Below are 24,689 nucleotides of genomic sequence, written 5' to 3'. Positions count from 1 at the left end.
CCATGAGTCAGGATAAAATCGATATCAAAGATGTGACTCCTAAAACCTTTAACCCGAAAACACATAAAGGTAATGGAGATCGATTTAACCCAAGTAACCGAATCTATGTTCGAGAAAGCAAAGGTAAATTCCAACAACTGCGTCGCTATGGCGGTTGGTTCTTACTTTTACTTTTTGCGCTTATCCCATGGATTCCCTTTGGTGAACGTCAAGCGATCTTGCTCGATATCGGCAGCCAACAGTTCAACTTCTTTGGCACCACCTTATACCCGCAAGATCTGACCCTACTCGCGATCCTATTTATGATTGCCGCGTTTGGCCTGTTTTTCATAACCACCTTCTTAGGCCGTGTCTGGTGTGGCTATTTATGCCCACAAACCGTCTGGACCTTCATGTATATCTGGTTCGAAGAGAAGCTAGAAGGCGCTGCCAATAAGCGAAGAAAACAAGACTCGGGCAAACTGACGAGCAATTTAATCCTCAGAAAAACCCTCAAACACATTGCGTGGTGGGCGATTGCCATTGCGACGGGCTTAACCTTTGTTGGTTACTTCATCCCAATCAAAGAGTTAGTGGTTGGCTTCTTTACTTTTAACTCGTCTTTCTGGCCGGTGTTTTGGGTACTGTTCTTTGCTGGATGTACTTATGCCAATGCGGGTTGGATGCGTTCAATTGTTTGTCTGCACATGTGTCCTTACGCGCGTTTCCAGTCGGCAATGTTCGATAAAGACACCTTCATCGTTGGTTACAACACAGAACGTGGTGAAAGCCGTGGCCCTCGCTCTCGTAAAGCCGATCCAAAAGAGCTTGGTCTAGGCGACTGTATTGACTGTAATCTGTGTGTACAAGTGTGCCCTACGGGTATCGATATCCGTGACGGCCTGCAATACGAGTGTATTAACTGCGGCGCGTGTATTGATGCCTGTGACAACACGATGGAGCGTATGGGCTATGAGAAAGGCCTGATCAATTACACCACCGAGCACAGACTTGAAGGTCACTCGACCAAGGTAATGCGTCCCAAGCTGTTGGGCTATGGCGCTATCTTGATCGTGATGCTGGGCTTGTTCTTCGCCCAAATCGCGAGCGTTGATCCTGCCGGCCTAAGTGTTCTGCGTGACCGAAACCAACTGTTTAGAGTCAATAACCAAGGGTTGGTTGAAAACACCTACACCTTGAAAGTGATCAACAAGACTCAACAAGAGCAAGAGTACAAACTCGATGTTAGCGGACTGCCCGATTCTATCTGGTATGGTAAACAGACGATTACTGTCGATCCAGGCGAGGTTTTGAACCTACCTATCAGTTTGGGCGCCGACCCAGAAAAACTGAGCTCACCAGTTTCGACAATTCAGTTTATACTCTCGGATAATGAAGAGTTTACGATGGAAGTCGAAAGCCGCTTTATCAAGAAGCTCTGATACCCGCACCGTAGTGCTTGGTATAACAACCCAATAAATGGAAAAAGGCTCAGTAATGAGCCTTTTTTATTCTATGACGATGCAAGCCTTTAACTTTGATAACCTGACTCCTGACTTCATGTGGTACGCACTGGAGAGCATCGGAGTTCGCGCTGAATCCGGGCTTCTCGCTCTCAACAGTTACGAAAACCGTGTCTATCAGTTCACCGATGAAGACCGTAAGCGCTACGTCGTTAAGTTTTACCGTCCACAACGCTGGAACAAGGCACAGATCCAAGAAGAGCATGACTTCGCACTCGAGCTTATCGAACAAGAGATGCCGGTTGCGCCTCCAATGCGAATCAACGGTGCAACCTTACATGAATACCAAGGCTACCTATTTGCACTATTTGAAAGTGTTGGCGGCAGACAGTATGAAGTTGACAATCTAGATCAATTGGAAGGCGTAGGACGCTTTCTTGGTCGTATTCATAAAGCCAGCGCGGGAAGAACATTCCAGCATCGCCCGACCATCAGCTTAGATGAATACCTTTATCAGCCACGTAAGATTCTAGAGAACTCTCAGTTTATCCCGACGCACCTAGAAAATGCCTTCTTCAATGACGTTGACCTTCTGATCAAAGAGCTAGAGAGCCAGTGGCCGAGCAACATTGAGAATATCCGCCTGCACGGTGACTGCCACCCTGGCAATATTTTGTGGCGCGATGGGCCAATGTTCGTCGATCTTGATGACGCACGTAACGGCCCTGCGATACAAGATCTGTGGATGCTGCTCAATGGCGAGCGCCAAGATAAGCTGATGCAACTGGATATTTTGCTAGAGAGTTACCAAGAGTTTTGCGATTTTAATACCGCACAACTGAAACTAATCGAACCACTACGCGGTCTACGTATGGTGCATTACATGGCATGGTTGGCGAAACGATGGCACGATCCTGCGTTTCCTCTGGCCTTCCCGTGGTTTAATGATCCGAAATATTGGGAGCAACAAGTACTTGCTTGTAAAGAGCAAATTGCTACCCTGCAAGAGCCACCACTTTCGTTAATGCCTCAGTGGTAACAGCAATCGCAACATACAACTAGATAAAAATTCAAACATAATGGAGATTGGATAAATGAAAAAGCTATTCGCATTTTTCTCATTGATCATGTTGAGCCTTACCGCTCACGCTGCGAAATTTAACGAAGGTGAACACTACAAAGTTCTCGACCTAGAAGCATCAAAAAAACCAATGGTGACAGAGTTCTTCTCTTTTTACTGCCCACACTGTAATAGCTTTGAGCCAATCATCCAGCAGCTAAAACAACAGCTACCTAAAGACGCTAAGCTACAGAAGAACCATGTTTCATTTATGGGTGGCAACATGGGTCTGCCAATGAGCAAAGCTTACGCGACAATGATTGCACTGAAAGTTGAAGATAAAATGGTGCCAGTGATGTTTAACCGCATCCACACAATGAACAAGCCACCACGTGATGAAGAAGAACTGCGTCAAATCTTCCTAGACGAAGGCGTTGATGCGAAGAAATTCGATGCTGCGTATAACGGCTTTGCTGTAGATTCTATGGTTCGTCGCTTCGACAAAGCATTCAAAGACAGCGGCCTTTCAGGTGTACCCGCTGTTGTGGTTAACAACCGCTACCTAGTAGAAGCTCAAGGTATCAACTCTCTTGATGAGTACTTCGAGCTCGTGAACTTCTTATTAAAGAAGTAAGCCATTGATGAAAGGAAGCTTCGGCTTCCTTTTTTTTTGCTAGTTCAAAAATCATTATTGATAAATAATTAACCTGGAAGTTTAAAGCTTTACTGCTATTAATAACCCGTCCTAAGAACCGGTGGGCAAGGAGCCCTTGAATGAAAATAAAAATAACTCTCTTGGCATTGAGCGTTGCGGCTTCTCCCGCTTTTGCCAAGCTTGCAGACCAACAAGGTTTCAGTGGTGAAATCTCTCTCAATACCGGGGTTACCTCTTCCACCTCGAACTTTAATACCGATGCTGATAGCAATCTTTCATCCACAGATCAGAAGGCTTCTTCGGAAAGCTCTTTTCTGGTTGCTCCTTTAGGTAGTGTTGCTTATACCTTTGGTGAAAAGCTAAACCATCAGGTATACACAGGTACCGCGCGAGATGATGTAGCAACAGGTACTGTAGTTCTCGAAGTCGGTTACAAATACCAACTTGAGTCAGGCATGGTGATCGACGCTTCACTGCTGCCAACCATTATGTCTGGTGAAACTTGGGCTGATCCATACAACACCACATCAGCTCGCACCAAGACCGATGAAACTGGCAATGCGTTTCGTTTGAAGCTAAGCAACATTGCGGGCTCAGCTTTCTCGCTAGACATGGCCTATGCGACCAAAGATGTCGACAAGGATGATATTCAAGATCAAGAGCTCAAACGAGATGCCAATACTCTCTACTTGAAAGGTCAATATCGCCTGCCACTTAGTCGTACCATGATGCTTATTCCATCCGTCATCTATCAAACACGTGATGCTGATGGTAAAGCTGAATCTTACGACCAATTCGGTGGTGAGGTAAGCTTGTTTGGTGGCATGGGGCGTCACAAGTACGCACTAACAGCGGGTTACAACCAACGCTCTTACGATGCGAGCAACCCGATCTACGACAAGAAACGCAGCGACGACAATATCAACCTATTCGCCGCCTATGAGTATGATCAATTCATGGATTGGGAAAACTGGTCGTTTATTTCACTGGCAGGCTACGGCACCAGCGACTCGAACATTACCTTCTACGACGAGTCTCAATATATCGTTTCAGTTGGCTTGAACTACAAGTTCTAACCTTAGCGAGTATGAACTGCAATCCAACGAAAGCCTGCATCTAAGCAGGCTTTTTCTGCTTGCTAGACAGCTTGAGCCGTGAGTTGTTTCAGCAAGCGATCCATCGCGCGATAGCCTAGCGCTTCTGATAGATGTTTCTTTTCGATCTGCTCGTTACCGTCAAGGTCGGCAATGGTTCGTGCCACCTTAATAATTCGATGATAAGCACGAATCGATAAACCCAAGCGATGTAGTGCTGTCTCAAGAAACTCTGCATCTTCGCGTCGCAGTGGGCAATACTTCTCAATTTCTCGGCTACCTAACAGTGCATTCGATTTATGGTTGCGAGATAGCATTAACTCTCGCGCCTGCCTAACCCTTTGCTTAACTACTTGAGTGGTTTCACCGCGATCACCGCCTTCGGCCAACATTCCTTTTGGCAACAGAGGTATCTCCAATGACATATCGAACCTATCCAGCAAGGGCCCAGATAAGCGATTGAGGTAACGCAGGATGATCTGTGGGTTGGCGCGCGCCTGGTTACCTTCGTAATAACCCGTTGGACTTGGGTTAAGTGCACCGACCAATTGAAAACGCGCAGGAAAACGAGTCTTGCCCGCAGCACGGGAGATAATGATCTCGCCCGACTCTAGTGGCTCTCGTAATGAATCAAGCACCTTGCGCTCAAACTCCGGCATCTCATCTAAGAACAATAAGCCGTTATGCGCTAAAGAGATCTCTCCGGGGCGAGGCACCGAACCACCACCCACTAATGCCGCCATTGAACTGGAATGGTGAGGAGAGCGAAAAGGTCGTTGCTTCCAGTTGTATTGATTGATTTCTTGTTGCGTTAACGAGGCCACCGACGCGGTTTCCATCGCTTCGTCATCACTCATTTCAGGTAATAGGTCACGCAGTCGAGAAGCGAGCATAGTTTTTCCGGTTCCGGGTGGGCCAAGAAACAATAAGTTATGATTCCCAGCAGCGGCTATCTCTAGAGCTCGCTTTCCTTGTTGTTGGCCGATAATATCTTGTAGGTCGCGAAGCACTGAAACATCAGCCTGATGATGTTCCGTTCTATATAGCCCAAGCTGAGCCTGTCCACACATGTCAGCACAAACCTCCAACAAGGTTTGTGCAGATTTATGCGCTCCCTTGCCCACCAGCGCAGCCTGATCACCGTTATGATGTGGGACAACTAAGCATCGCTCTACACTGTCGGCGGCTAACGTCGCAGGCAAAACGCCCTTTACCGAGCGAAGTTCTCCTGACAATGCCAACTCACCGATAAATTCATGTTGAGCTATTTTTGATGTCGGAAGCTGATCTGACGCCACCAAAATCCCAAGCGCGATGGGCAGGTCAAAACGGCCACCTTCTTTGGGCAAATCGGCTGGGGCGAGATTGACCGTGATTCTTTTCGATGGAAACTCAAAGCGAGAATTGATGATCGCGCTTCTCACTCGGTCTTTAGATTCCTTGACCGTTGTTTCAGGTAGACCCACCAGCGTGAAGCCAGGCATTCCGTTGCTTATATGCACCTCAACGGTCACTTCTGGCGCCTCTACACCCACACTAGCTCGGCTATGAATTATCGCGAGTCCCATAACTTTCCTTTGTCTTTGATTTAAAAGTATTCGCTCTGGATATTCGTTGCTCACCAAAGCGATAAGGTTGTTATATAGCTTGGTGGAATGGTATTTTAATGTGAAAAAAGAATGACATTTCCCTTGTCATGCGGCAGATTTGTGTGATAACACTAGAGATGTAGACATTTACTGAAGACAATAAACGAGAAAACTCGAATATTATGATTTTTAACGCTCGCATTTACGCACTGATTAACCTGATTATCGTAGTCATTATTAAGACTGCGCGGGGGCGAGTGGGAAGAAAGTAACCACGAATTAGAAAAAACCCCCGCACTGACAAGTCCGGGGGTTTTTTCTAATTTAAACATTCGATTTTTATATTTTTGAGCATTTTCGGCTTTGCCGATTTACAGGAAGAATGGGAGCACAAGATGTGCAGAGACAAAGGAAACAGTTACCAAAATAAAGGTAATACGGGAGAATTCCGATGAAAGGCGCAGAACTAGTCGTATCCGCACTCAAGCAACAAGGAATTGAGACCGTATTTGGTTACCCCGGTGGTGCCATCATGCCAATCTACGATGCACTCTATGACGGCGGGGTTGAACATATCCTATGTCGCCATGAGCAAGGCGCCGCTATGGCCGCGATCGGCATGGCTAGAGCAACACAAGATGTCGCTGTTTGTATGGCAACCTCGGGACCAGGTGCAACCAACCTAGTCACTGGCCTTGCTGATGCCTTTATGGATTCAATCCCATTGGTTGCTATCACAGGTCAGGTTGCAAGTTCCCACATTGGTACCGATGCATTCCAAGAAATGGATGTGATTGGTATGTCTCTGTCATGTACTAAACACAGCTACCTAGTAACTGATATTGAAGAGCTAGCTCCAACCCTCGCTGAAGCGTTTGTGGTAGCAAAGTCTGGCCGCCCTGGCCCGGTTATCGTCGATATCGCTAAAGACGTTCAACTAGCAGAAGCACCTGTTAATGCTCTTCCTGAATTTACTCCACCCGCAATTCCTGTTGCGACAACTGATGCCATTGAACAGGCACAGTACTTTTTGTCTCAAGCGACCCGTCCTGTTTTATACGTAGGTGGTGGTGTTCAACTTGCTAAAGCAACCGATGCGGTTCGTGAGTTTTTACGCCTAAACCCAATGCCAGCAGTAAGCACACTGAAAGGCTTGGGCACTATCGAACGTGACGACCCACACTACCTTGGCATGCTGGGTATGCACGGCACTAAAGCCGCTAACCTTGTGGTTCAAGAGAGTGACCTGTTGATTGTTGTCGGTGCTCGTTTTGATGACCGAGTAACTGGCAAACTCGATACCTTTGCGCCGCATGCTAAGGTTATCCATATCGATATCGATGCCGCTGAGTTCAGCAAACTGCGTCTTGCCAATGCGCCAATTCGCGGTGACATCAACAAGATCATGCCTCAACTAGAGCTAAGCCAAGACATCTCCTCTTGGGTTCATCACTCTGAAGGTCTTCGTAGCTCATTCAAATGGCGTTACGACCACCCTGGTGATCTGATTTTTGCTCCACTGCTGTTGAAGCAACTGTCAGACATGATGCCAGCAAGCTCTATCGTATCGACTGATGTGGGCCAACACCAAATGTGGGCAGCTCAGCACATTCAGCCTCGCGATCCACAGAACTTCATTACCTCTGCCGGTTTAGGCACCATGGGCTTTGGCTTGCCAGCTGCAATGGGTGCTTCGGTTGGGCGTCCTGATGACCAATCTATTCTTATCTCTGGTGATGGCTCGTTCATGATGAACGTGCAAGAGCTTGGCACGCTGAAACGCCGCCAAATCCCAGTGAAGATGGTACTTCTTAACAACTCTCGCTTGGGTATGGTTCGCCAATGGCAATCGTTGTTCTTCGATGGCCGCCATAGTGAAACTATCCTAGATGACAACCCAGACTTCGTAATGCTAGCGAAAGCGTTCGATATCCCGGGTAAAACCATCACGCGTAAAGAAGAAGTAGAGCCAGCACTAAAAGAGATGCTAGAGAGCAAAACCGCCTACCTACTTCATGTTCTTATCGATGAAGAAGAGAACGTATGGCCACTAGTACCGCCAGGTGCTTCAAACAGTGAGATGTTGGAGAACACATAACATGAAAAGATACCTATTAGACATCAAAGCCGATGATAAGCCTGTACTACTAGAGCGTGTTCTTCGTGTTATCCGCCACCGTGGCTTTATTGTTAAGCAAGTAGCGGGCACTCAAAACCACGAAAGCAAAGTGGCGAGTGTTGAGATCATTGTAGACAGTGACCGTCCGATCTCTTTCTTAGTCAATCAAATCGAAAAGCTGTGGGATGTGCGTACCGTTGACGTTATCTCTATCAGTCGTAATGAATTGCCAAACAACAACTTACAACAAAAGATAAACGCATAAGGAACCACAAACATGACAGCTAAAACGGCAGACTATATTTGGTTTAACGGTGAGATGGTTCCTTGGGCAGAGGCGAACGTTCACGTCCTGACTCACGCAATGCACTACGGTACTTCCGTATTTGAAGGTGTTCGTTGCTACAACACACCAAAGGGTCCGGTTATTTTCCGTCACCCTGAGCACGCTAAGCGCCTAAAAGACTCAGCAAAAATCTACCGCTTCCCTATTCCTTACACTGAGGAAGAAATTATGGAAGCGACTCGCGAAACGCTACGTCAAAATAAGCTAGAGTCAGCGTACATCCGCCCTCTCGGCTTTGTTGGTAACGTAGGTTTGGGCGTATGCCCTCCAGAAAACACTGAGATGGAACTTATCATCGCTGCTTTCCCTTGGGGTTCTTACCTAGGTGAAGAAGCGCTAGAGAATGGCGTAGACGCAATGATCTCAAGCTGGAATCGTGCCGCTCCAAATACTATCCCTACCGCTGCGAAAGCCGGTGGTAACTACCTATCTTCATTACTGGTTGGTGGTGAAGCTCGTCGTCATGGTTACGATGAAGGTATCGCACTGAGCGTCGATGGTTACCTTTCAGAAGGTGCAGGCGAGAACATCTTTGTGATTCGTAATGGTGTGTTATCAACGCCACCAGCAACCAGCGCGATTCTACCAGGCATCACCCGTGATTCAATCATGACACTAGCAAAAGACATGGGTTACGAAATCCGTGAAGAGAACATTGCTCGTGAAGCGCTATACCTTGCCGATGAAGTATTCATGACAGGCACAGCTGCAGAGATCGTTCCGGTTCGCAGTGTAGACAAAATTACAGTAGGTGAAGGCAAACGCGGTCCTATCACTGAAAAAGTTCAAGCGGCTTACTTTGGTCTATTCAATGGAACCACTGAAGATAAGTGGGGCTGGTTAGACTACGTCTACCCAGCAGACCAAACTTCAGAAAACCAAACGCAAACAACTAAGTAAGCAACAGCCAAATATTTTATAAGGATTTAAGCAATGCCAATCTATCGTTCAGCAACGACTACCCACGGACGCAACATGGCTGGTGCGCGCGCTTTATGGCGTGCAACTGGCGTTAAAGATGATGACTTCGGTAAGCCAATCATCGCAGTTGTAAACTCTTTCACTCAATTCGTACCAGGCCACGTTCACCTTAAAGATATGGGTCAATTGGTAGCAGGTGAAATCGAGAAAGCGGGCGGTATCGCTAAAGAATTCAACACCATCGCAGTTGATGATGGTATCGCAATGGGTCACGGTGGCATGCTGTACTCACTGCCATCACGTGAGCTTATCGCGGACTCAGTAGAGTACATGGTGAATGCTCACTGTGCGGATGCGATGGTATGTATCTCTAACTGTGACAAAATCACTCCGGGAATGATGATGGCTGCAATGCGCCTTAACATCCCAGTGATCTTTGTTTCTGGTGGCCCAATGGAAGCGGGTAAAACCAAGCTTTCAGATCAGATCATCAAGCTCGACCTTGTTGACGCAATGATCCAAGGTGCCGATCCAACGATTTCTGATGAGCAAAGTGAGCAAGTAGAACGTTCTGCATGTCCAACATGTGGTTCTTGTTCAGGTATGTTCACGGCTAACTCAATGAACTGTCTAACTGAAGCGCTAGGCCTATCTCAGCCTGGTAACGGTTCTATGCTAGCAACGCACGCTGACCGTGAAGAGCTATTCATCAATGCTGGTAAGCGTATCGTTGACCTGACTAAGCGTTACTACGAGCAAGATGACGCATCAGCACTGCCTCGTAACATCGCGAACCGCGCAGCCTTTGAAAATGCAATGGCTCTAGATATCGCAATGGGTGGCTCGAGTAACACCGTTCTTCACCTATTGGCAGCAGCTCAAGAAGGTGAAGTCGACTTTGATATGGGTGATATCGACGAGATGTCTCGCCGCGTTCCACACCTATGTAAGGTTGCGCCTTCAACACCTAAATACCACATGGAAGACGTTCACCGCGCTGGTGGTGTTATGGCTATCCTAGGTGAACTAGACCGCGCAGGCCTACTGAACAACCAAACTCGCACTGTACTTGGCCTAAGCATGCAAGAGCAGCTAGCTCAATACGACATCATGCAGACAGAAGACGAAGCGGTACTTAAGTTCTTCCGCGCGGGCCCAGCAGGTATTCGTACCACCAAAGCCTTCTCACAAGATTGCCGTTGGGATCGTCTTGATGACGACCGTAAAGAAGGTTGTATCCGTACTAAAGAGAATGCATTCAGCCAAGAAGGTGGCCTAGCCGTACTTTCAGGCAACATCGCCGTTGACGGTTGTATCGTTAAGACAGCAGGTGTTGATGAAGAGAACCTGAAATTCCAAGGTCCTGCTATCGTATTTGAAAGCCAAGATAGTGCTGTTGATGGCATCTTAGGTGGCAAAGTGAAAGCGGGCGAAGTGGTTGTTATTCGTTACGAAGGTCCTAAAGGTGGTCCGGGCATGCAAGAAATGCTTTACCCAACCACTTACCTAAAATCTATGGGTCTAGGCAAGTCTTGTGCTCTATTAACAGATGGTCGTTTCTCGGGTGGTACATCGGGTCTGTCTATCGGTCACGCTTCTCCAGAAGCAGCAAGTGGCGGTGTGATTGGTCTAGTAAACACTGGCGATATCATCACTATCGACATCCCTAGCCGTTCGATCACACTTGATGTGCCTGAAGCTGAACTAGAAGCGCGTCGTGTTAAGCAAGACGCACTAGGCTGGAAACCAGAAAACCGTCAGCGTGAAGTGTCTTTCGCACTGAAAGCTTACGCAAGCATGGCGACCAGTGCCGACAAAGGCGCCGTGCGTGATAAGTCTAAGCTAGAGGGCTAGTCTATGAGTGATGACACGGTCAGTCCCCAAAAACAAACTGGCGCAGATTATCTGCGTCAGATCCTGAGAGCGCCAGTTTACGAAGCCGCAATCGTGACACCTCTGCAAGAGATGCCTCGCTTAAGTGCTCGCATTGGTAATCAGGTTCAGCTAAAGCGTGAAGACCGTCAGCCGGTCCACTCGTTCAAGCTACGTGGTGCCTACAACATGGTATCAAGCCTTTCAGAGCAACAGAAAGCCGCAGGTGTGATTGCAGCATCGGCAGGTAACCATGCTCAAGGTATGGCGCTGTCCGGTTCTAAGCTTGGTATTCAAACCACGATTGTGATGCCAAAAACCACACCAGACATCAAGGTTGATGCGGTACGTGGCTTTGGCGGTAACGTAGTTCTACACGGCAGCAACTTTGATGAAGCTAAAGCTGAAGCAGAACGCCTTTCCGCTGAACATGGCTACACCTTTGTGCCTCCATTCGATCACCCATTGGTGATCGCCGGACAGGGCACCATGGGTATGGAAATGCTTCAGCAAAATGGTCACATGGATTACATCTTTGTGCCTGTCGGTGGTGGTGGTTTGGCTGCGGGTGTTGCCGTGCTAGTTAAGCAATTGATGCCGGAAATAAAAGTCATCGCGGTTGAACCTGAAGATTCATCTTGCTTGAAAGCAGCACTGGATGCCGGTGAGCCAGTAGTACTGGATCAAGTCAGCATGTTTGCCGATGGCGTTGCGGTTAAACGCATTGGTGAAGAGACATTCCGTCTGTGTCAGCAGTACATCGATGGTCACATTGCCGTGTCTAGCGATGAGATCTGCTCTGCGGTCAAAGACATCTTTGAAGACACTCGTGCGATTGCCGAGCCTTCTGGTGCGCTTGCTCTGGCTGGTTTAAAGAAGTTTGCAGAGCAGAACCAACTGCAAGGCAAACAACTGGCAACTGTACTTTCTGGTGCTAATACCAACTTCCATGGTCTGCGCTATGTGTCTGAACGTTGTGAGCTGGGTGAAAAGCGCGAAGGTCTACTTGCGGTTACTATTCCTGAGCGACAAGGTGCCTTCCTAGAGTTCTGTAATATCATTGGCGGCCGTGCTGTGACTGAGTTTAACTACCGTCATAACGATGACAGCCTAGCGAACATCTTCGTCGGTGTACGTCTCAATGGTGGACAAGAAGAACTCGATCACATCATCAACGACCTGCGTGAAGGTGGCTATCCAGTCGTCGATCTGTCTGATGATGAGATGGCAAAACTGCACATTCGTTACATGATTGGTGGCAAACCATCAAAACCATTGAAAGAGCGCCTATACAGCTTCGAGTTTCCTGAATACCCAGGAGCATTGATTAAGTTCCTTGATACCTTAGGTACCCATTGGAATATCAGCCTGTTCAACTACCGTAACCACGGCGCTGATTACGGCCGTGTATTGTGTGGATTCGAACTGGATGATGATGATTTAGCTCAGTTCTCAACACATCTACGAGAGCTTGGCTATCAGTGTAAAGATGAAACCGATAACCCTTCCTACAAGTTCTTCTTGTCATAAGAGTTAACGACCGAATCAAAAAGAGCGAGTATTTACTCGCTCTTTTTATTGGTGCTGATTCAACTCAAACTTGAAAAGGATCTTCTCGCTAAGATCATTAGATCGCCTTGCGATGATCCAACCAATCTTGGTGAAGTTGTTCACTCGATCCTAGGTATTTCACCATCCACTCGATCAACTTATGGTTATCGTCTTTTCGCCACACCAAACAACAATGACTCTGCGGACTCGGTTCAGGCAGTATTTTTTCCACCAGCAAGCCTTGTTCGATAATTGGCGCGGAAATGTGCCTCGGCATATAACCCACCCCTACTCCATTTTTAAGGCATTCAATTGCGCTATACCAATTGGGTAACAACAGGCGTCTTTGACTTGAGTAGTGGCCTGTGTGTCGCTTAGGGAGCACACTGGAGGTATCATCCAAGCAGATGGCTGGATATTGGCTCACGAACTCTTCATTGAGGTTCTGTTCGCGCACACACGGGTGACTTGGCGACATTACAAATGCCCAATCTAATTGCCCCATGTCTTTGACTTCAAAATCGCCACCAACTGGCACAGCTGAGGTGGCGCCAATCACGATATCCGCCCTGCCCTGTGCAATCGCTTCCCATGAGCCGTTAAACACCTCCATGTTGATCTGAAGTTCGGCAAACTCAAAGGTTTGATAGAACTCTTCAATCATCGGCTTCATCTTGTCGAGCTTCACCACATTATCGAGCGTCAGACGCAAGGTTTTCTTCCAACCTCGAGCTGCTCGACGAGTCTGGGCACTGACCTCTTCCATTTGCCTCAGTAGTGCACGCGCCTCTTCAATGAACAGTTCACCTGCCGGAGTGAGCTCAACCTTTCTCGGTAAACGCCTGAAAAGCAGCACATCCAGTTCTTGTTCGACCTGTCTGACACCATAACTGATCGCCGAGGGCACTTTGTGCAACTGCTCAGCCGCCGCGGTAAAACTGCCCAAGCGCGCTACCGTATCGAGCATTTCTAAAGAGGATTTAGAGAACATAAGCCTTCAAATTTTTTGATTGATAACCACATATTTTAGCGTTTTATTTTATCAGGTCTGAAAAATAGAATGTCAGCATAAATAAACAGGGGCTTTCACTTCTGTATATCAAACAATTTTTTTGATGATAAAAACATCACTACCTTTAGCTTAATGGCATCTTATGAATATTTCTAAATTTCAATTGGTCTACCTTGCAGTTCTTTCAATGCTTGGCTTTATTGCGACCGATATGTACCTTCCTGCATTTAAGGCAATGGAAGTTGATTTCGCAACCGGCCCAGAGCAGATTGCCCTGTCTTTAACGGTATTCCTTGGCGGTATGGCAATGGGTCAGCTTCTTTGGGGTCTGGCGAGTGACAAGTATGGTCACCGTAATACGCTGGCGGTTGGTCTTGTTATCTTTACTGCAGCTTCATTCGGCTTAGCATTCAGCACCGAGGTATGGCATCTACTGACACTGCGCTTCATTCAAGCGATCGGCGTATGTGCTCCTGCGGTAATCTGGCAAGCAATGGTTATCAAGCGTTACTCACAAAGCAGTAGCCAACAAATTTTTGCAACCATCATGCCTTTGGTTGCGCTATCTCCTGCATTAGCACCTCAGCTAGGTGTGTTACTGGCGGATAGCTTTGGCTGGCACAGCATCTTCATCACATTAACCTTGATGGGTGCACTGCTAGTGGCAACAACAATGGCTCAACCAAAAGAAGCGCCCGAAGTAAAACAAACATCGATTAAGACAGACATCAAGATGTTGCTTAAATCAAAGCCTTACATGGGTAATGTTTTAATGTTTGCATCAGCATCGGCAGCGTTCTTCGCTTACCTAACGGGTATGCCTGAGATCATGGCTCAGCTAGGTTATGAAGCAAAAGACATCGGTTTGAGCTTTATCCCACAAACAATCGCGTTCATGGCGGGTGGTTACTTCGGTAAGCAAGCAGTGAAGAAATATGGCGATGGCGTTGTACTAAGAAACCTTATCGGTTTGTTCAGTGTAGCGGCGATGCTTATCTTTATCGCATCACAGTGGGAACTGACGTCAATCTGGCCTCTACTTGCGCCTTTCTGTTTGATTGCTGTCGCAAACGGCGCACTTTACCCAATCGTAGTAAACCGTGCTCTATCAAGCGCTAAACAAAGCCCAGCAACAGCTGCTGGTCTACAAAACAGCCTGCAAATCAGTATCAGTGGCCTATCAAGTGCATTGGTCGCGGCAATGGCTAGCCAAGCACTAAGCGCGACGGGTATTGCCGTTGTGATCTGTTTGGGTGCGTTGTGGGTTGGCTATATTGTTTCGAACAAAGAGCTTTCTGAACACTTCGCGACACCTGACAACTCTCGAGTAGTCGCTGACGAGAAACAAGACTAGTTTCTAAGTTAACGAAAACAAAAAAGAGCGAGATTACTCGCTCTTTTTTTATATCTAGATAAATAAGAAAAAGCCAGTAGCGGTACTACTGACTTTCATTTAAATCATCTTATTTGTTAAGAGACTACTTTTTCTTAGTCGGACGTTTCCAATCAGCGATCTTGCGCTCTTTAGCTCGGCTGATAACCAGCTCATTTTCCAACACATCACGCGTCACTGTAGAGCCAGCACCAACCGTCGCACCATTACCAATCGTAACAGGCGCGATTAATTGGCTGTCTGAACCAACGAATACGTCGTCGCCAATGATGGTCTTAAACTTATTCGCACCATCATAATTACAAGTAATTGCACCCGCCCCTACGTTTACACGCTGACCAATTTCAGCATCGCCCAAGTACGTTAGGTGATTCGCTTTAGAACCTTCACCAAGGCGAGTGTTCTTCACTTCAACAAAGTTACCAACGTGCGAATCGTTACGCATGTCTGCACCAGGGCGTAGGCGAGTAAATGGACCAACCGTACAGTCTTCACCAACAGTCGCTCCTTCGATTACGCTGTATGGACGAATAACTGTGTTGTCATCGATCTCACAGTCTTTCAGCACGCAGCCAGTGCCGATAACCACGTTATCGCCAATGCTTACGCTGCCTTCGATGATAACGTTAGTATCAATCTCAACGTCCATACCGCACTGCAGTTCACCACGCAGATCAAAGCGGCTTGGGTCGCGTAGCATTACGCCTTGCTTCAATAGTTTGTCTGCTTGCTCAGCTTGGTAAGCGCGCTCTAGACGAGCCAGTTGAGAGCGGTCGTTTACGCCTTCCACTTCAATTGGGCTTACTGGGTGTACCGCTTCAACTGCACGACCTTCGTCGTGAGCCGCTGCGATAACGTCAGTCAGGTAATATTCACCCTGTGCGTTGTCGTTACTTAGGCCAGACAACCAGCGCTTGAGATCGCCACCAGTCGCCACCATAACGCCAGTGTTGATCTCTTTGATAAGCTTCTGCTCATCCGTTGCATCTTTCTGTTCAACGATAGCCACAACAGGGCCATTACGACGAATAATACGTCCGTAGCCCATCGGGTTGTCTAACACGACAGTAAGTAGCGCGATGCCACCGTTTGGTTGAGCGTCTAATAGGTTTTCAATGGTTTCAGGTGAGATTAGTGGAACATCACCGTAGAGCACCAATACTTTTTCATCATCAGCGAAATGTGCAGATGCTTGATCCACAGCGTGACCTGTGCCGAGCTGTTCAGCTTGCAGTGCCCAGTTTACAGATTCTTCAGCTAAGGTAGCCTTCATCTGATCACCACCGTGGCCGTAAACCAGGTTGATGTTTTGAGCGCCTAGACCATTACATGTATCGATAACATGCTTCACCATTGGCTTACCCGCAAGTGTGTGCAGAACCTTTGGTGTGTTTGAATACATGCGAGTGCCTTTGCCCGCCGCGAGAATTACCGCGCTAAACTTCATTGTAAACCTATCCAACGTTATTTTTATTAAGCCGATATTGTAACCGTTTTTGGGCAAAAAATTAAATCGCAATAACCATTTAACCAGTAGTGATACGTAAAAGAAGCATTTTTGAGAATCTAAAAATGCAAAAAGGCGACCCTTAGGTCGCCTTTATCTCAGAGTCTGTAATCTTAAAAAGATTAACGACGCTGTTTTGTCAGTTCGATAACTCGTAACTGAGCAATGGCTTTAGCCAGTTCACCGGCCGCTTGTGCGAAGTCTATGTCGCCATGCTGATTTTGGATATTCTCCACAGCCTTGCGTTTAGCTTCTTCCGCCTTTGCTGCGTCTAGTTCTTCACCACGGATAGCTGTATCAGCCAGTACAGTCGCTGTACCAGGCTGAACTTCTACCATACCACCAGAAACATAAATGATTTCTTCGTGGCCGTGCTGCTTAACAATACGCACCATACCAGGCTTGATAGCGGTCAGCAGTGGAGTATGACCATGGAAAATACCAAGCTCACCCTCACTACCGGTCACCTGAAACGTCTCAACAAGGCCTGAGAAAATTTGTTTCTCTGCACTTACAACGTCTAGGTGAAAGGTTATTGCTGCCATATCGCCTCCTAGTTAGCCTTATAGCTTCTTAGCATTCTCGATAGCTTCGTCAATTGCACCACAGTACATGAACGCTTGCTCTGGAATGTCATCGTATTCACCAGATAGAAGACCTTGGAAGCCACGTAGAGTCTCTTTAAGAGGTACGTAAATGCCTGGGTCACCTGTAAATACTTCCGCTACGTGGTAAGGCTGAGTTAGGAACTTCTCAATCTTACGAGCACGAGATACAACTTGCTTATCTTCTTCAGATAGCTCGTCCATACCTAGGATAGCAATGATATCTTTCAGCTCTTTATAGCGCTGAAGAGTAGACTGAACGCCACGAGCGATGTCGTAGTGCTCTTGTCCAACTACCAATGGATCCAGTTGACGTGAAGTAGAATCTAGCGGGTCGATCGCAGGGTATAGACCCATAGATGCGATGTTACGGTTAAGTACAACCGTTGCATCCAAGTGAGCGAACGTTGTTGCTGGAGACGGGTCAGTCAAGTCATCCGCAGGTACGTATACCGCCTGTACAGACGTGATAGAACCAGCTTTAGTTGACGTGATACGCTCTTGTAGAACACCCATTTCTTCAGCCAGTGTAGGTTGGTAACCTACCGCAGAAGGCATACGACCTAGAAGTGCTGATACTTCAGTACCTGCTAGTGTGTAACGGTAGATGTTATCAACGAACAGTAGAACGTCACGACCTTCGTCACGGAAGCGCTCTGCCATTGTTAGGCCAGTCAGGGCAACACGTAGACGGTTACCTGGTGGCTCGTTCATCTGACCGTAAACCATCGCTACTTTTGATTCTTCAGGTTTTTCGATGTTTACAACACCTGCTTCCTGCATCTCAAAGTAGAAATCGTTACCTTCACGAGTACGCTCACCTACACCTGCAAATACAGATAGGCCTGAGTGTTGAAGTGCGATGTTGTTGATAAGTTCCATCATGTTAACGGTCTTACCTACACCAGCACCACCGAATAGACCGATTTTACCACCCTTAGCGAATGGACAAATCAAGTCGATTACTTTAACACCAGTTTCTAGAAGAGCTGTCTCGTTAGACTGCTCTTCATAGCTTGGAGCTTCACGGTGAATGGCGTAATGCTCTTCAGCACCAATCTCGCCACACTCATCAATCGCGTCACCTAGGACATTCATGATACGACCCAATGTCTTAGTACCTACTGGTACTGAGATTGGAGCGCCAGTATTTTCAACTGTCAAACCACGACGTAAACCATCAGAGCTACCCATTACGATTGCGCGAACTACGCCACCGCCAAGTTGTTGCTGAACTTCAAGAACTAGACGTTCTTGTACTTCATTAACATTCAGAGCGTCGTATACACGAGGTACTTCACCCTGTGGGAACTCTACGTCGACTACCGCACCGATGATCTGTACGATCTTACCTGTAGCCATCGTTAATCCTCTAACTATTTAGTTTTACCTAAGCTTAAACCGCAGCTGCGCCTGAAACGATCTCAGAAAGTTCTTGTGTAATCGCCGCTTGACGCGCTTTGTTATACACAAGTTCTAAGTCATCAATAATGTCACCAGCGTTATCTGTTGCTGATTTCATTGCAATCATTCGAGCCGCTTGCTCACAAGCAAGGTTCTCAACCACACCTTGGTACACTTGAGATTCGACATAGCGAACCAGTAGTGCATCTAGTAGTGGTTTTGGCTCGGGCTCATAAATGTAGTCCCAAGAATGACTGCGTTTCATTTCTTCGCTGTCTGATTTAGGCAAAGGAAGTAATTGATCGATCGTTGGTTCTTGAACCATAGTGTTTTCAAACTTGTTGAACACTACGAACAGGCGATCTAATTCGCCTTCATCATATTTCTTCAGCATAACGCTTACAGAGCCAATCAAGTCTTCAAGGCTTGGGCGATCGCCCAGACCAGAAACTTGAGCTGCTACTTTCGCGCCGCTGTTGTTGAAAAATGCTGTCGCTTTTGAACCTACAATTGCAAGTTCAACGTCAGCACCTTTCTCAGACCAATCTTTCATGTCGTTCATGGCTTTTTTGAACAAGTTAATGTTCAAACCACCACAAAGACCACGGTCTGTAGAAACGATGATGTAACCAACACGTTTGGCTTCACGTTCCTCAAGATAAGGATGCTTATACTCGAGGCTACCATTAGCCAAATGACCGATCACTTTACGCATTGTTTCTGCATATGGACGAGTAGCTTCCATTGCGTCTTGAGAACGACGCATTTTTGAAGCTGCTACCATTTCCATTGCTTTCGTAATCTTCTGTGTGCTTTTAACACTACCGATTTTATTACGTATCTCTTTTGCGCCGGCCATCGTTACTCTCCGTTAATGGTATGAGGTGGCCCTAAGACCACCTACCAATTACCAGGTCTGGGTTGCCTTGAAATCGTCAACAAGCTTCTTCAGCTCAGCTTCGATTTCTTTATTGAAAGCACCCGTTGTGTCGATCTGTGTTGCTAGATCGGCATATTGACCACGAGCAAACGACAGTAAAGCAGCTTCAAAGTCTAGAACTTTAGAAAGTTCAACGTCTTGAAGGTATCCACGCTCTGCAGCGAAGATTACTAGAGCTTGGTCAAATACAGACATAGGAGCGTATTGCTTCTGCTTCATCAGTTCTGTAACTTTTTGACCATGGTCTAGCTGCTTCTTAGTCGCTTCATCAAGATCCGAAGAGAACTGAGCAAATGCTGCAAGTTCACGGTATTGAGCTAGAGCAGTACGGATACCGCCAGATAGCTTCTTGATGATTTTAGTCTGCGCCGAACCACCTACACGAGAAACTGAGATACCAGGGTCAACAGCTGGACGTACGCCCGCGTTGAATAGCTCAGTTTGTAGGAAGATCTGACCATCGGTAATCGAGATTACGTTCGTCGGTACGAATGCAGATACGTCACCAGCTTGCGTTTCGATGATAGGAAGAGCAGTTAAAGAACCCGTCTTGCCTTTCACTTCGCCTTTAGTGAATTCTTCTACGTAGTGTTCGCTTACACGAGCAGCACGCTCTAGTAGACGAGAGTGAAGGTAGAAAACATCACCAGGGAACGCTTCACGACCTGGTGGACGCTTAAGCAGTAGTGAGATCTGACGGTAAGCGACAGCTTGCTTAGATAGATCATCATAAACAATCAGTGCATCTTCACCGCGATCACGGAAGTATTCGCCCATCGCACAACCAGCATACGGTGCAAGGTATTGCAGCGCTGCAGATTCAGAAGCCGATGCAACAACAACAACAGTGTTTGCTAGTGCGCCGTGCTCTTCTAGTTTGCGAACTACGTTAGCAATAGTCGACGCTTTTTGGCCGATAGCTACGTAGATAGAGAAAATACCAGAATCTTTTTGGTTAATAATCGCATCGATCGCCATTGCTGTTTTACCAGTCTGACGGTCACCGATTACTAGTTCACGTTGACCACGACCGATAGGGATCATTGAGTCAACAGACTTGTAACCAGTTTGAACAGGTTGATCTACCGATTTACGGTCGATTACACCTGGTGCGATAATTTCTACAGGCGAAGTCAATTTAGCTTCGATTGGACCTTTACCATCAATTGGCTCACCTAGCGTGTTTACAACACGACCAAGCATTTCAGGACCTACTGGTACTTCTAGAATACGACCAGTACCTGTAACTTTCATGCCTTCCTGTAGGTCAGCATACGGGCCCATTACAACAGCACCAACCGAATCACGGTTCAAGTTCAGTGCTAGAGCGTAACGGCCACCCGGTAGTTCGATCATTTCACCTTGCATCACGTCCGCTAGGCCGTGGATGCTAAGGATGCCATCGCTTACAGAAACGATAGTACCTTCATTGCGAGCTTCACTAACAACGTCGAAAGATTCAATACGTTGTTTAATTAGATCGCTAATTTCAGTGGAATTAAGTTGCATGCTCCAATCCCCATTAAGACTGCAATGCATCGCTCAGGCGGTCTAAACGACTGCGCGCTGAGTTATCGATGACTAGGTCTCCGGCTCGAATAATAACTCCACTAAGTAGAGTCTCATCTATACTGCAATTCAGCTGAACTTTGCGCGCAAGGCGCAGTTCCAATTTGCTGATAATGCTTGTGCGTTGTTCTTCAGAAAGTTCAACAGCTGAAGTAACTTCAACGTCGATCTCTTTCTCATACTCTTTTTTGAGTATAAAGAACTCTTTACAAACATCAGGAAAAGCCATTAAGCGGCCATTCTCTGCCATCACTTTAATTAAGTTCTGGCCGAATTCATCAAATTGTTCGCCACAAATTACAATGAATACTTCAGCTAATTTTTCAGCAGTCATAGAACCGCTTAATAAATTGTGAACATCATCATTTTGTGCCACTTCGGCAGCAAAAGTAAGCATTTGACCCCATTGGTCTAGCTCACCTTTATCTACCGCAAAGTCAAACGCTGCTTTAGCATAGGGGCGTGCGATTGTAGTCAAATCAGACATATACAGCCCCTTGCTTTAAAGTTTTGCAGTAATGTTGTTAAGAAGATCATCGTGTACATCTTTATCGATTGTACGCTCAAGGATTTTCTCAGCACCAGCTATAGCCAGAGTTGCGACTTGTTTGCGCAGGTCATCACGGGCACGTGTACGCTCTGCTTCAATTTCTGCTTCAGCTTGCGCTAAGATTTTCTGGCGTTCTGCCTGAGCTTCTTCGCGTGCTTCATCAATAATTTGAGCTTTACGTTTGTTTGCCTGATCAATAACCTCAGTTGCAGTGCGCTTTGCTTCTTTCATTTGCTCAGAAGCGTTGGCTTGTGCCAGGTTCAAGTCTTTAGCAGCGCGTTCAGCGGCTACAAGACCGTCAGCAATTTTTTTCTGACGTTCTTCAATTGCTTGCATGATTGGTGGCCATACATATTTCATGCAGAACCAAACAAACAGTGAAAAAGCAATTGCTTGACCTAGCAGAGTTGCGTTCATATTCACAACAGCTACCCCTCGTTAAGAATCAACTACAAAAATTTAATTAACTATTAAAGAGTTAATTAGCCTGCTAGTTGACCAACAAATGGGTTAGCAAACGTGAATAGTAGTGCGATTACGATACCGATCATTGGAACAGCATCCAGTAGACCAGCGATGATGAACATCTTAACTTGTAGCATTGGAGCCATTTCAGGTTGACGCGCAGCGCCTTCTAGGAATTTACCACCAAGAATAGCAAAACCAATTGCAGTACCTACGGCACAAAGACCAACAATAATAGCAACAGCGATTGCTGAAAAACTTAGTACAGTTTCCATTTACGTTCTCCGATTAACATTAATAGTTAGAATAAAGCTTAAAAATTTTTTAGTGATCACTATCTTCATGAGCCATTGATAAGTAAACGATTGTCAACATCATGAAAACAAACGCTTGAATCAATATAACTAAGATATGGAAGATAGCCCAAGGTAGTGCACCTACCCATTGTAAGTACCACGGTAGCATTGCCGCGATAAGAATAAACACCACCTCACCCGCAAACATATTACCAAATAAACGCATACCTAGAGATAGTGGCTTCGCTAATAACGAAATTACCTCAAGTACCAAGTTAAATGGGATCATGATTGGGTGATTAAATGGATGCAGTGCCAATTCTTTAGCAAATCCGCCTAGGCCTTTCACTTTGATGCTGTAGTAGATCATCAGAGCAAAAACACCCAAAGCCATTGCCATGGTTATATTTACATCAGCTGTAGGAACCACTTTCAAGTAAGGGATACCTAGCCAATGCTCTGCAGGATATGGTAAGAAATCGATAGGCACTAAGTCCATCAAGTTCATAATGATAATCCAGCAGAATATAGTCAGTGCTAGTGGGGCAATCAGAGGGTTGCGACCATGGAAAGTTTCTTTAACGTTGTCGCCAACGAATTCCACTACCATTTCAACAAAACACTGAAGCTTACCAGGTACACCTACTGTTGCTTTCTTAGCGACTGAGCGAAAAACCCAAAGGAATAACATCCCTGTCAACACCGAAAAAAACAGACTGTCTATATGTACGTTCCAGAAACTTGTCTCCTCTACAAGACCAAACTTAGCTAAAGAAAGGTTTTGTAAATGGTGTTCAATGTATCCGGATGCTGTTGGCGCAGCCATAACTCATCCTATTTTTTATTGTTAATGAAAAGCACTGGCGCAAAGATATTAATACCTAGAACCAGTAAATAGGTCAGTTTGAGGGGAATTAATTCCACCTGCATATACATGTAGACAATAGAGAATAGTAGAACTGTGATAAGGATCTTTAGTGCTTCACCTGCATAGAACGACGCCGCAACTAACTTAGTTGCGCGAGCTCCACAAAATAGGAAAGCACACACACAAAAAACCACATTCGCGATGACAAAAATACCGCCACCAACCAATGCAGCAAAACCCCAATCAGGATTAACAGCTAAACCTAACCCTATCGCCACTAATATAACCGCGCTAAGCTCGATCAATAACATTTGCTTTGCAAGCACTCGTCCTGGTCTTGCTAACGCCGCTACCATGTATTCGTTCCTCTTTAAGCCCACTTTACCACTCGCTTAAAAGCGTGCTGAGAAATTGGCGAAAATTATACGTTCAGCCAAATTGATTGCAATAAGAATGCAGCAATCATTTACATTTCTGTATACAAACCGACAACTTTTGTAAGAAATTACTTGTTTATTACATAATTGACCTAAATCAATTATCTCATCTAGTACTCTAGTTTAGCAATAAGTTGCTCTAATTTGTGAGGCTCATCAAGAGTAATTGTCACTTTTGACTTACCGCTAACAGAACGAGTAACTGAAACGTTTGCTTGCAATTTTTCCGTGAGTCTTCGTGAAAGTTCGATGGCCTCAGTGTCTTCGGGCTTCGATTCAGCTTCAACGTCTGGTTTTAAGCACTTTTTGACAAGTTGCTCAGTTTGACGCACGGTCATTTTTTTGGTTGCTGCAGTATTCGCTGCCTCAACCTGGGTAACACCTTCAAGTGCAAGCAGTGCTCTAGCATGCCCCATTTCTAGTTGTTTATTGGAAACTAAACCTTTTACTTCATTTTCGAGCTGATTTAGACGTAATAAGTTACTAACGGTAGCTCTCGATTTACCAATCACATCGGCGACCTGCTGATGTGTCAGTGAAAACTCGTTCTGCAAGCGCTCTAGCGCTTGTGATTCTTCGATAACATTCAGATCTTCACGTTGAATGTTCTCGATCAATGCCATCGCAATCGCGGCCTTGTCTTCTACTCTCTTGATCAAGCATGGAACTTGTTTAAGACCAGCTTGACGAGCCGCTCTCCAACGACGTTCACCAGCAATAATCTCAAACTGGTCGTGCGCCAATGGGCGAACTACGATCGGTTGGATAATGCCTTGAGATTGAATTGATGCTGCCAGCTCTTCTAGCGCTTCAGGCGCAATATCCTTACGCGGTTGATATACACCAGGCTTCAAGCAACCAACAGCCAGTTCAATAAGCTCACCATCAGCCGACAACGCCTGACTATGAGAAGCAACTTGCTGTTTTTCACGAGCCAATGAGCTAGTTGCAAGCAATGCATCTAGCCCTTTTCCTAAACCACGCTTAGACATTG

23 protein-coding genes are annotated in these 24,689 nt (G+C 46.2%); 10 read left to right on the top strand and 13 right to left on the bottom strand.

Going from position 1 to position 24,689, the window contains the following annotated elements:
• Positions 1-2 precede the first annotated feature (2 nt).
• The 4 genes from ccoG to AB4185_RS14985 all read left to right on the top strand — a co-directional run bounded on the left by ccoG (position 3) and on the right by AB4185_RS14985 (position 4,233).
• Entirely contained in the window at positions 3-1,421 is a 1,419-nt protein-coding gene (gene ccoG, locus AB4185_RS15000) for a cytochrome c oxidase accessory protein CcoG (RefSeq protein ID WP_065584151.1), read from the top strand.
• A gap of 73 nt (positions 1,422-1,494) precedes the next feature.
• The gene (locus AB4185_RS14995; RefSeq protein WP_017058781.1) at positions 1,495-2,481 is read left to right on the top strand and encodes a serine/threonine protein kinase; all 987 of its coding nucleotides are present in this window, start codon (positions 1,495-1,497) and stop codon (positions 2,479-2,481) included.
• A 55-nt stretch (positions 2,482-2,536) separates the two neighbouring features.
• Positions 2,537-3,136, top strand: a complete 600-nt coding sequence (locus AB4185_RS14990) for a thiol:disulfide interchange protein DsbA/DsbL (RefSeq protein ID WP_017063015.1) — start codon at positions 2,537-2,539, stop codon at positions 3,134-3,136.
• Between the two features lie 140 nt (positions 3,137-3,276).
• Positions 3,277-4,233, top strand: a complete 957-nt coding sequence (locus tag AB4185_RS14985) for a DUF2860 domain-containing protein (protein WP_017066751.1) — start codon at positions 3,277-3,279, stop codon at positions 4,231-4,233.
• Positions 4,234-4,295: 62 nt separating this feature from the next.
• On the opposite strand, the gene AB4185_RS14980 is transcribed toward AB4185_RS14985, so the two are convergent.
• Positions 4,296-5,819, bottom strand: a complete 1,524-nt coding sequence (locus tag AB4185_RS14980) for a YifB family Mg chelatase-like AAA ATPase (RefSeq protein ID WP_017058783.1) — start codon at positions 5,817-5,819, stop codon at positions 4,296-4,298.
• 472 nt (positions 5,820-6,291) lie between these two features.
• Here AB4185_RS14980 and ilvG point away from each other — a divergent pair, with 472 nt between their 5' ends.
• From ilvG to ilvA, 5 genes are read left to right on the top strand one after another with little or no spacing between them, the layout of a single operon-like run.
• Positions 6,292-7,938 (top strand): acetolactate synthase 2 catalytic subunit, encoded by a 1,647-nt coding sequence (gene ilvG / locus AB4185_RS14975; protein ID WP_017058784.1) that lies wholly within the window; start codon positions 6,292-6,294, stop codon positions 7,936-7,938.
• Position 7,939: 1 nt separating this feature from the next.
• Complete coding sequence (ilvM, locus tag AB4185_RS14970) at positions 7,940-8,224, top strand: acetolactate synthase 2 small subunit (RefSeq protein WP_017055442.1); 285 nt, start codon at positions 7,940-7,942, stop codon at positions 8,222-8,224.
• 12 nt (positions 8,225-8,236) lie between these two features.
• Entirely contained in the window at positions 8,237-9,205 is a 969-nt protein-coding gene (locus tag AB4185_RS14965) for a branched-chain amino acid transaminase (RefSeq protein WP_372116946.1), read from the top strand.
• Positions 9,206-9,238: 33 nt separating this feature from the next.
• Positions 9,239-11,080 (top strand): dihydroxy-acid dehydratase, encoded by a 1,842-nt coding sequence (ilvD, locus tag AB4185_RS14960; RefSeq protein WP_065584155.1) that lies wholly within the window; start codon positions 9,239-9,241, stop codon positions 11,078-11,080.
• 3 nt (positions 11,081-11,083) lie between these two features.
• On the top strand, positions 11,084-12,628 hold the full coding sequence (gene ilvA / locus AB4185_RS14955) for a threonine ammonia-lyase, biosynthetic (protein WP_102426595.1): 1,545 nt from the start codon (positions 11,084-11,086) through the stop codon (positions 12,626-12,628).
• 97 nt (positions 12,629-12,725) lie between these two features.
• Here the strand turns inward: ilvA and punR are convergent, their stop codons facing one another.
• Complete coding sequence (gene punR, locus AB4185_RS14950) at positions 12,726-13,640, bottom strand: DNA-binding transcriptional activator PunR (RefSeq protein WP_372106610.1); 915 nt, start codon at positions 13,638-13,640, stop codon at positions 12,726-12,728.
• 163 nt (positions 13,641-13,803) lie between these two features.
• On the opposite strand from punR, the gene punC reads away from it, so the two are divergent.
• A complete protein-coding gene (gene punC, locus AB4185_RS14945) occupies positions 13,804-15,015 on the top strand; it encodes a purine nucleoside transporter PunC (protein WP_017063021.1) in 1,212 nt (403 codons plus the stop codon).
• A gap of 124 nt (positions 15,016-15,139) precedes the next feature.
• Here punC and glmU read toward each other — a convergent pair whose 3' ends face one another.
• From glmU to AB4185_RS14890, 11 genes are all read right to left on the bottom strand, one after another.
• Positions 15,140-16,501, bottom strand: coding sequence for a bifunctional UDP-N-acetylglucosamine diphosphorylase/glucosamine-1-phosphate N-acetyltransferase GlmU (gene glmU / locus AB4185_RS14940; protein ID WP_372135612.1), 1,362 nt, complete (start codon positions 16,499-16,501; stop codon positions 15,140-15,142).
• A gap of 182 nt (positions 16,502-16,683) precedes the next feature.
• Complete coding sequence (locus tag AB4185_RS14935; protein WP_004735742.1) at positions 16,684-17,106, bottom strand: F0F1 ATP synthase subunit epsilon; 423 nt, start codon at positions 17,104-17,106, stop codon at positions 16,684-16,686.
• Positions 17,107-17,124: 18 nt separating this feature from the next.
• Positions 17,125-18,528 carry a F0F1 ATP synthase subunit beta gene (atpD, locus tag AB4185_RS14930; protein WP_017058792.1) on the bottom strand — a complete coding sequence of 468 codons (1,404 nt, stop codon included), beginning with the start codon at positions 18,526-18,528 and terminating at the stop codon, positions 17,125-17,127.
• Between the two features lie 34 nt (positions 18,529-18,562).
• Positions 18,563-19,429: a F0F1 ATP synthase subunit gamma gene (gene atpG / locus AB4185_RS14925; RefSeq protein ID WP_016794171.1), complete on the bottom strand. Its 867-nt coding sequence runs from the start codon at positions 19,427-19,429 to the stop codon at positions 18,563-18,565.
• A 48-nt stretch (positions 19,430-19,477) separates the two neighbouring features.
• Positions 19,478-21,019 carry a F0F1 ATP synthase subunit alpha gene (atpA, locus tag AB4185_RS14920; protein ID WP_017063023.1) on the bottom strand — a complete coding sequence of 514 codons (1,542 nt, stop codon included), beginning with the start codon at positions 21,017-21,019 and terminating at the stop codon, positions 19,478-19,480.
• Between the two features lie 13 nt (positions 21,020-21,032).
• Positions 21,033-21,566: a F0F1 ATP synthase subunit delta gene (gene atpH / locus AB4185_RS14915; protein WP_010433233.1), complete on the bottom strand. Its 534-nt coding sequence runs from the start codon at positions 21,564-21,566 to the stop codon at positions 21,033-21,035.
• A gap of 15 nt (positions 21,567-21,581) precedes the next feature.
• Entirely contained in the window at positions 21,582-22,052 is a 471-nt protein-coding gene (gene atpF / locus AB4185_RS14910; protein WP_010433231.1) for a F0F1 ATP synthase subunit B, read from the bottom strand.
• A gap of 59 nt (positions 22,053-22,111) precedes the next feature.
• Positions 22,112-22,369, bottom strand: coding sequence for a F0F1 ATP synthase subunit C (gene atpE / locus AB4185_RS14905; RefSeq protein ID WP_004411110.1), 258 nt, complete (start codon positions 22,367-22,369; stop codon positions 22,112-22,114).
• A 49-nt stretch (positions 22,370-22,418) separates the two neighbouring features.
• Positions 22,419-23,216 carry a F0F1 ATP synthase subunit A gene (gene atpB, locus AB4185_RS14900; RefSeq protein ID WP_009848124.1) on the bottom strand — a complete coding sequence of 266 codons (798 nt, stop codon included), beginning with the start codon at positions 23,214-23,216 and terminating at the stop codon, positions 22,419-22,421.
• Positions 23,217-23,224: 8 nt separating this feature from the next.
• Positions 23,225-23,614, bottom strand: coding sequence for a F0F1 ATP synthase subunit I (locus AB4185_RS14895; protein ID WP_010433210.1), 390 nt, complete (start codon positions 23,612-23,614; stop codon positions 23,225-23,227).
• A gap of 191 nt (positions 23,615-23,805) precedes the next feature.
• Entirely contained in the window at positions 23,806-24,687 is an 882-nt protein-coding gene (locus tag AB4185_RS14890; RefSeq protein ID WP_372106605.1) for a ParB/RepB/Spo0J family partition protein, read from the bottom strand.
• Positions 24,688-24,689 lie beyond the last annotated feature (2 nt).

The sequence above is a fragment of the Vibrio sp. 10N.286.48.F5 genome (assembly GCF_041469785.1).
Taxonomy (GTDB): Bacteria; Pseudomonadota; Gammaproteobacteria; order Enterobacterales; family Vibrionaceae; genus Vibrio; species Vibrio crassostreae_C.
The sequence above is the reverse complement of the archived record's forward strand: the minus strand, read 5'-3'. Positions and strand labels throughout refer to the sequence as shown.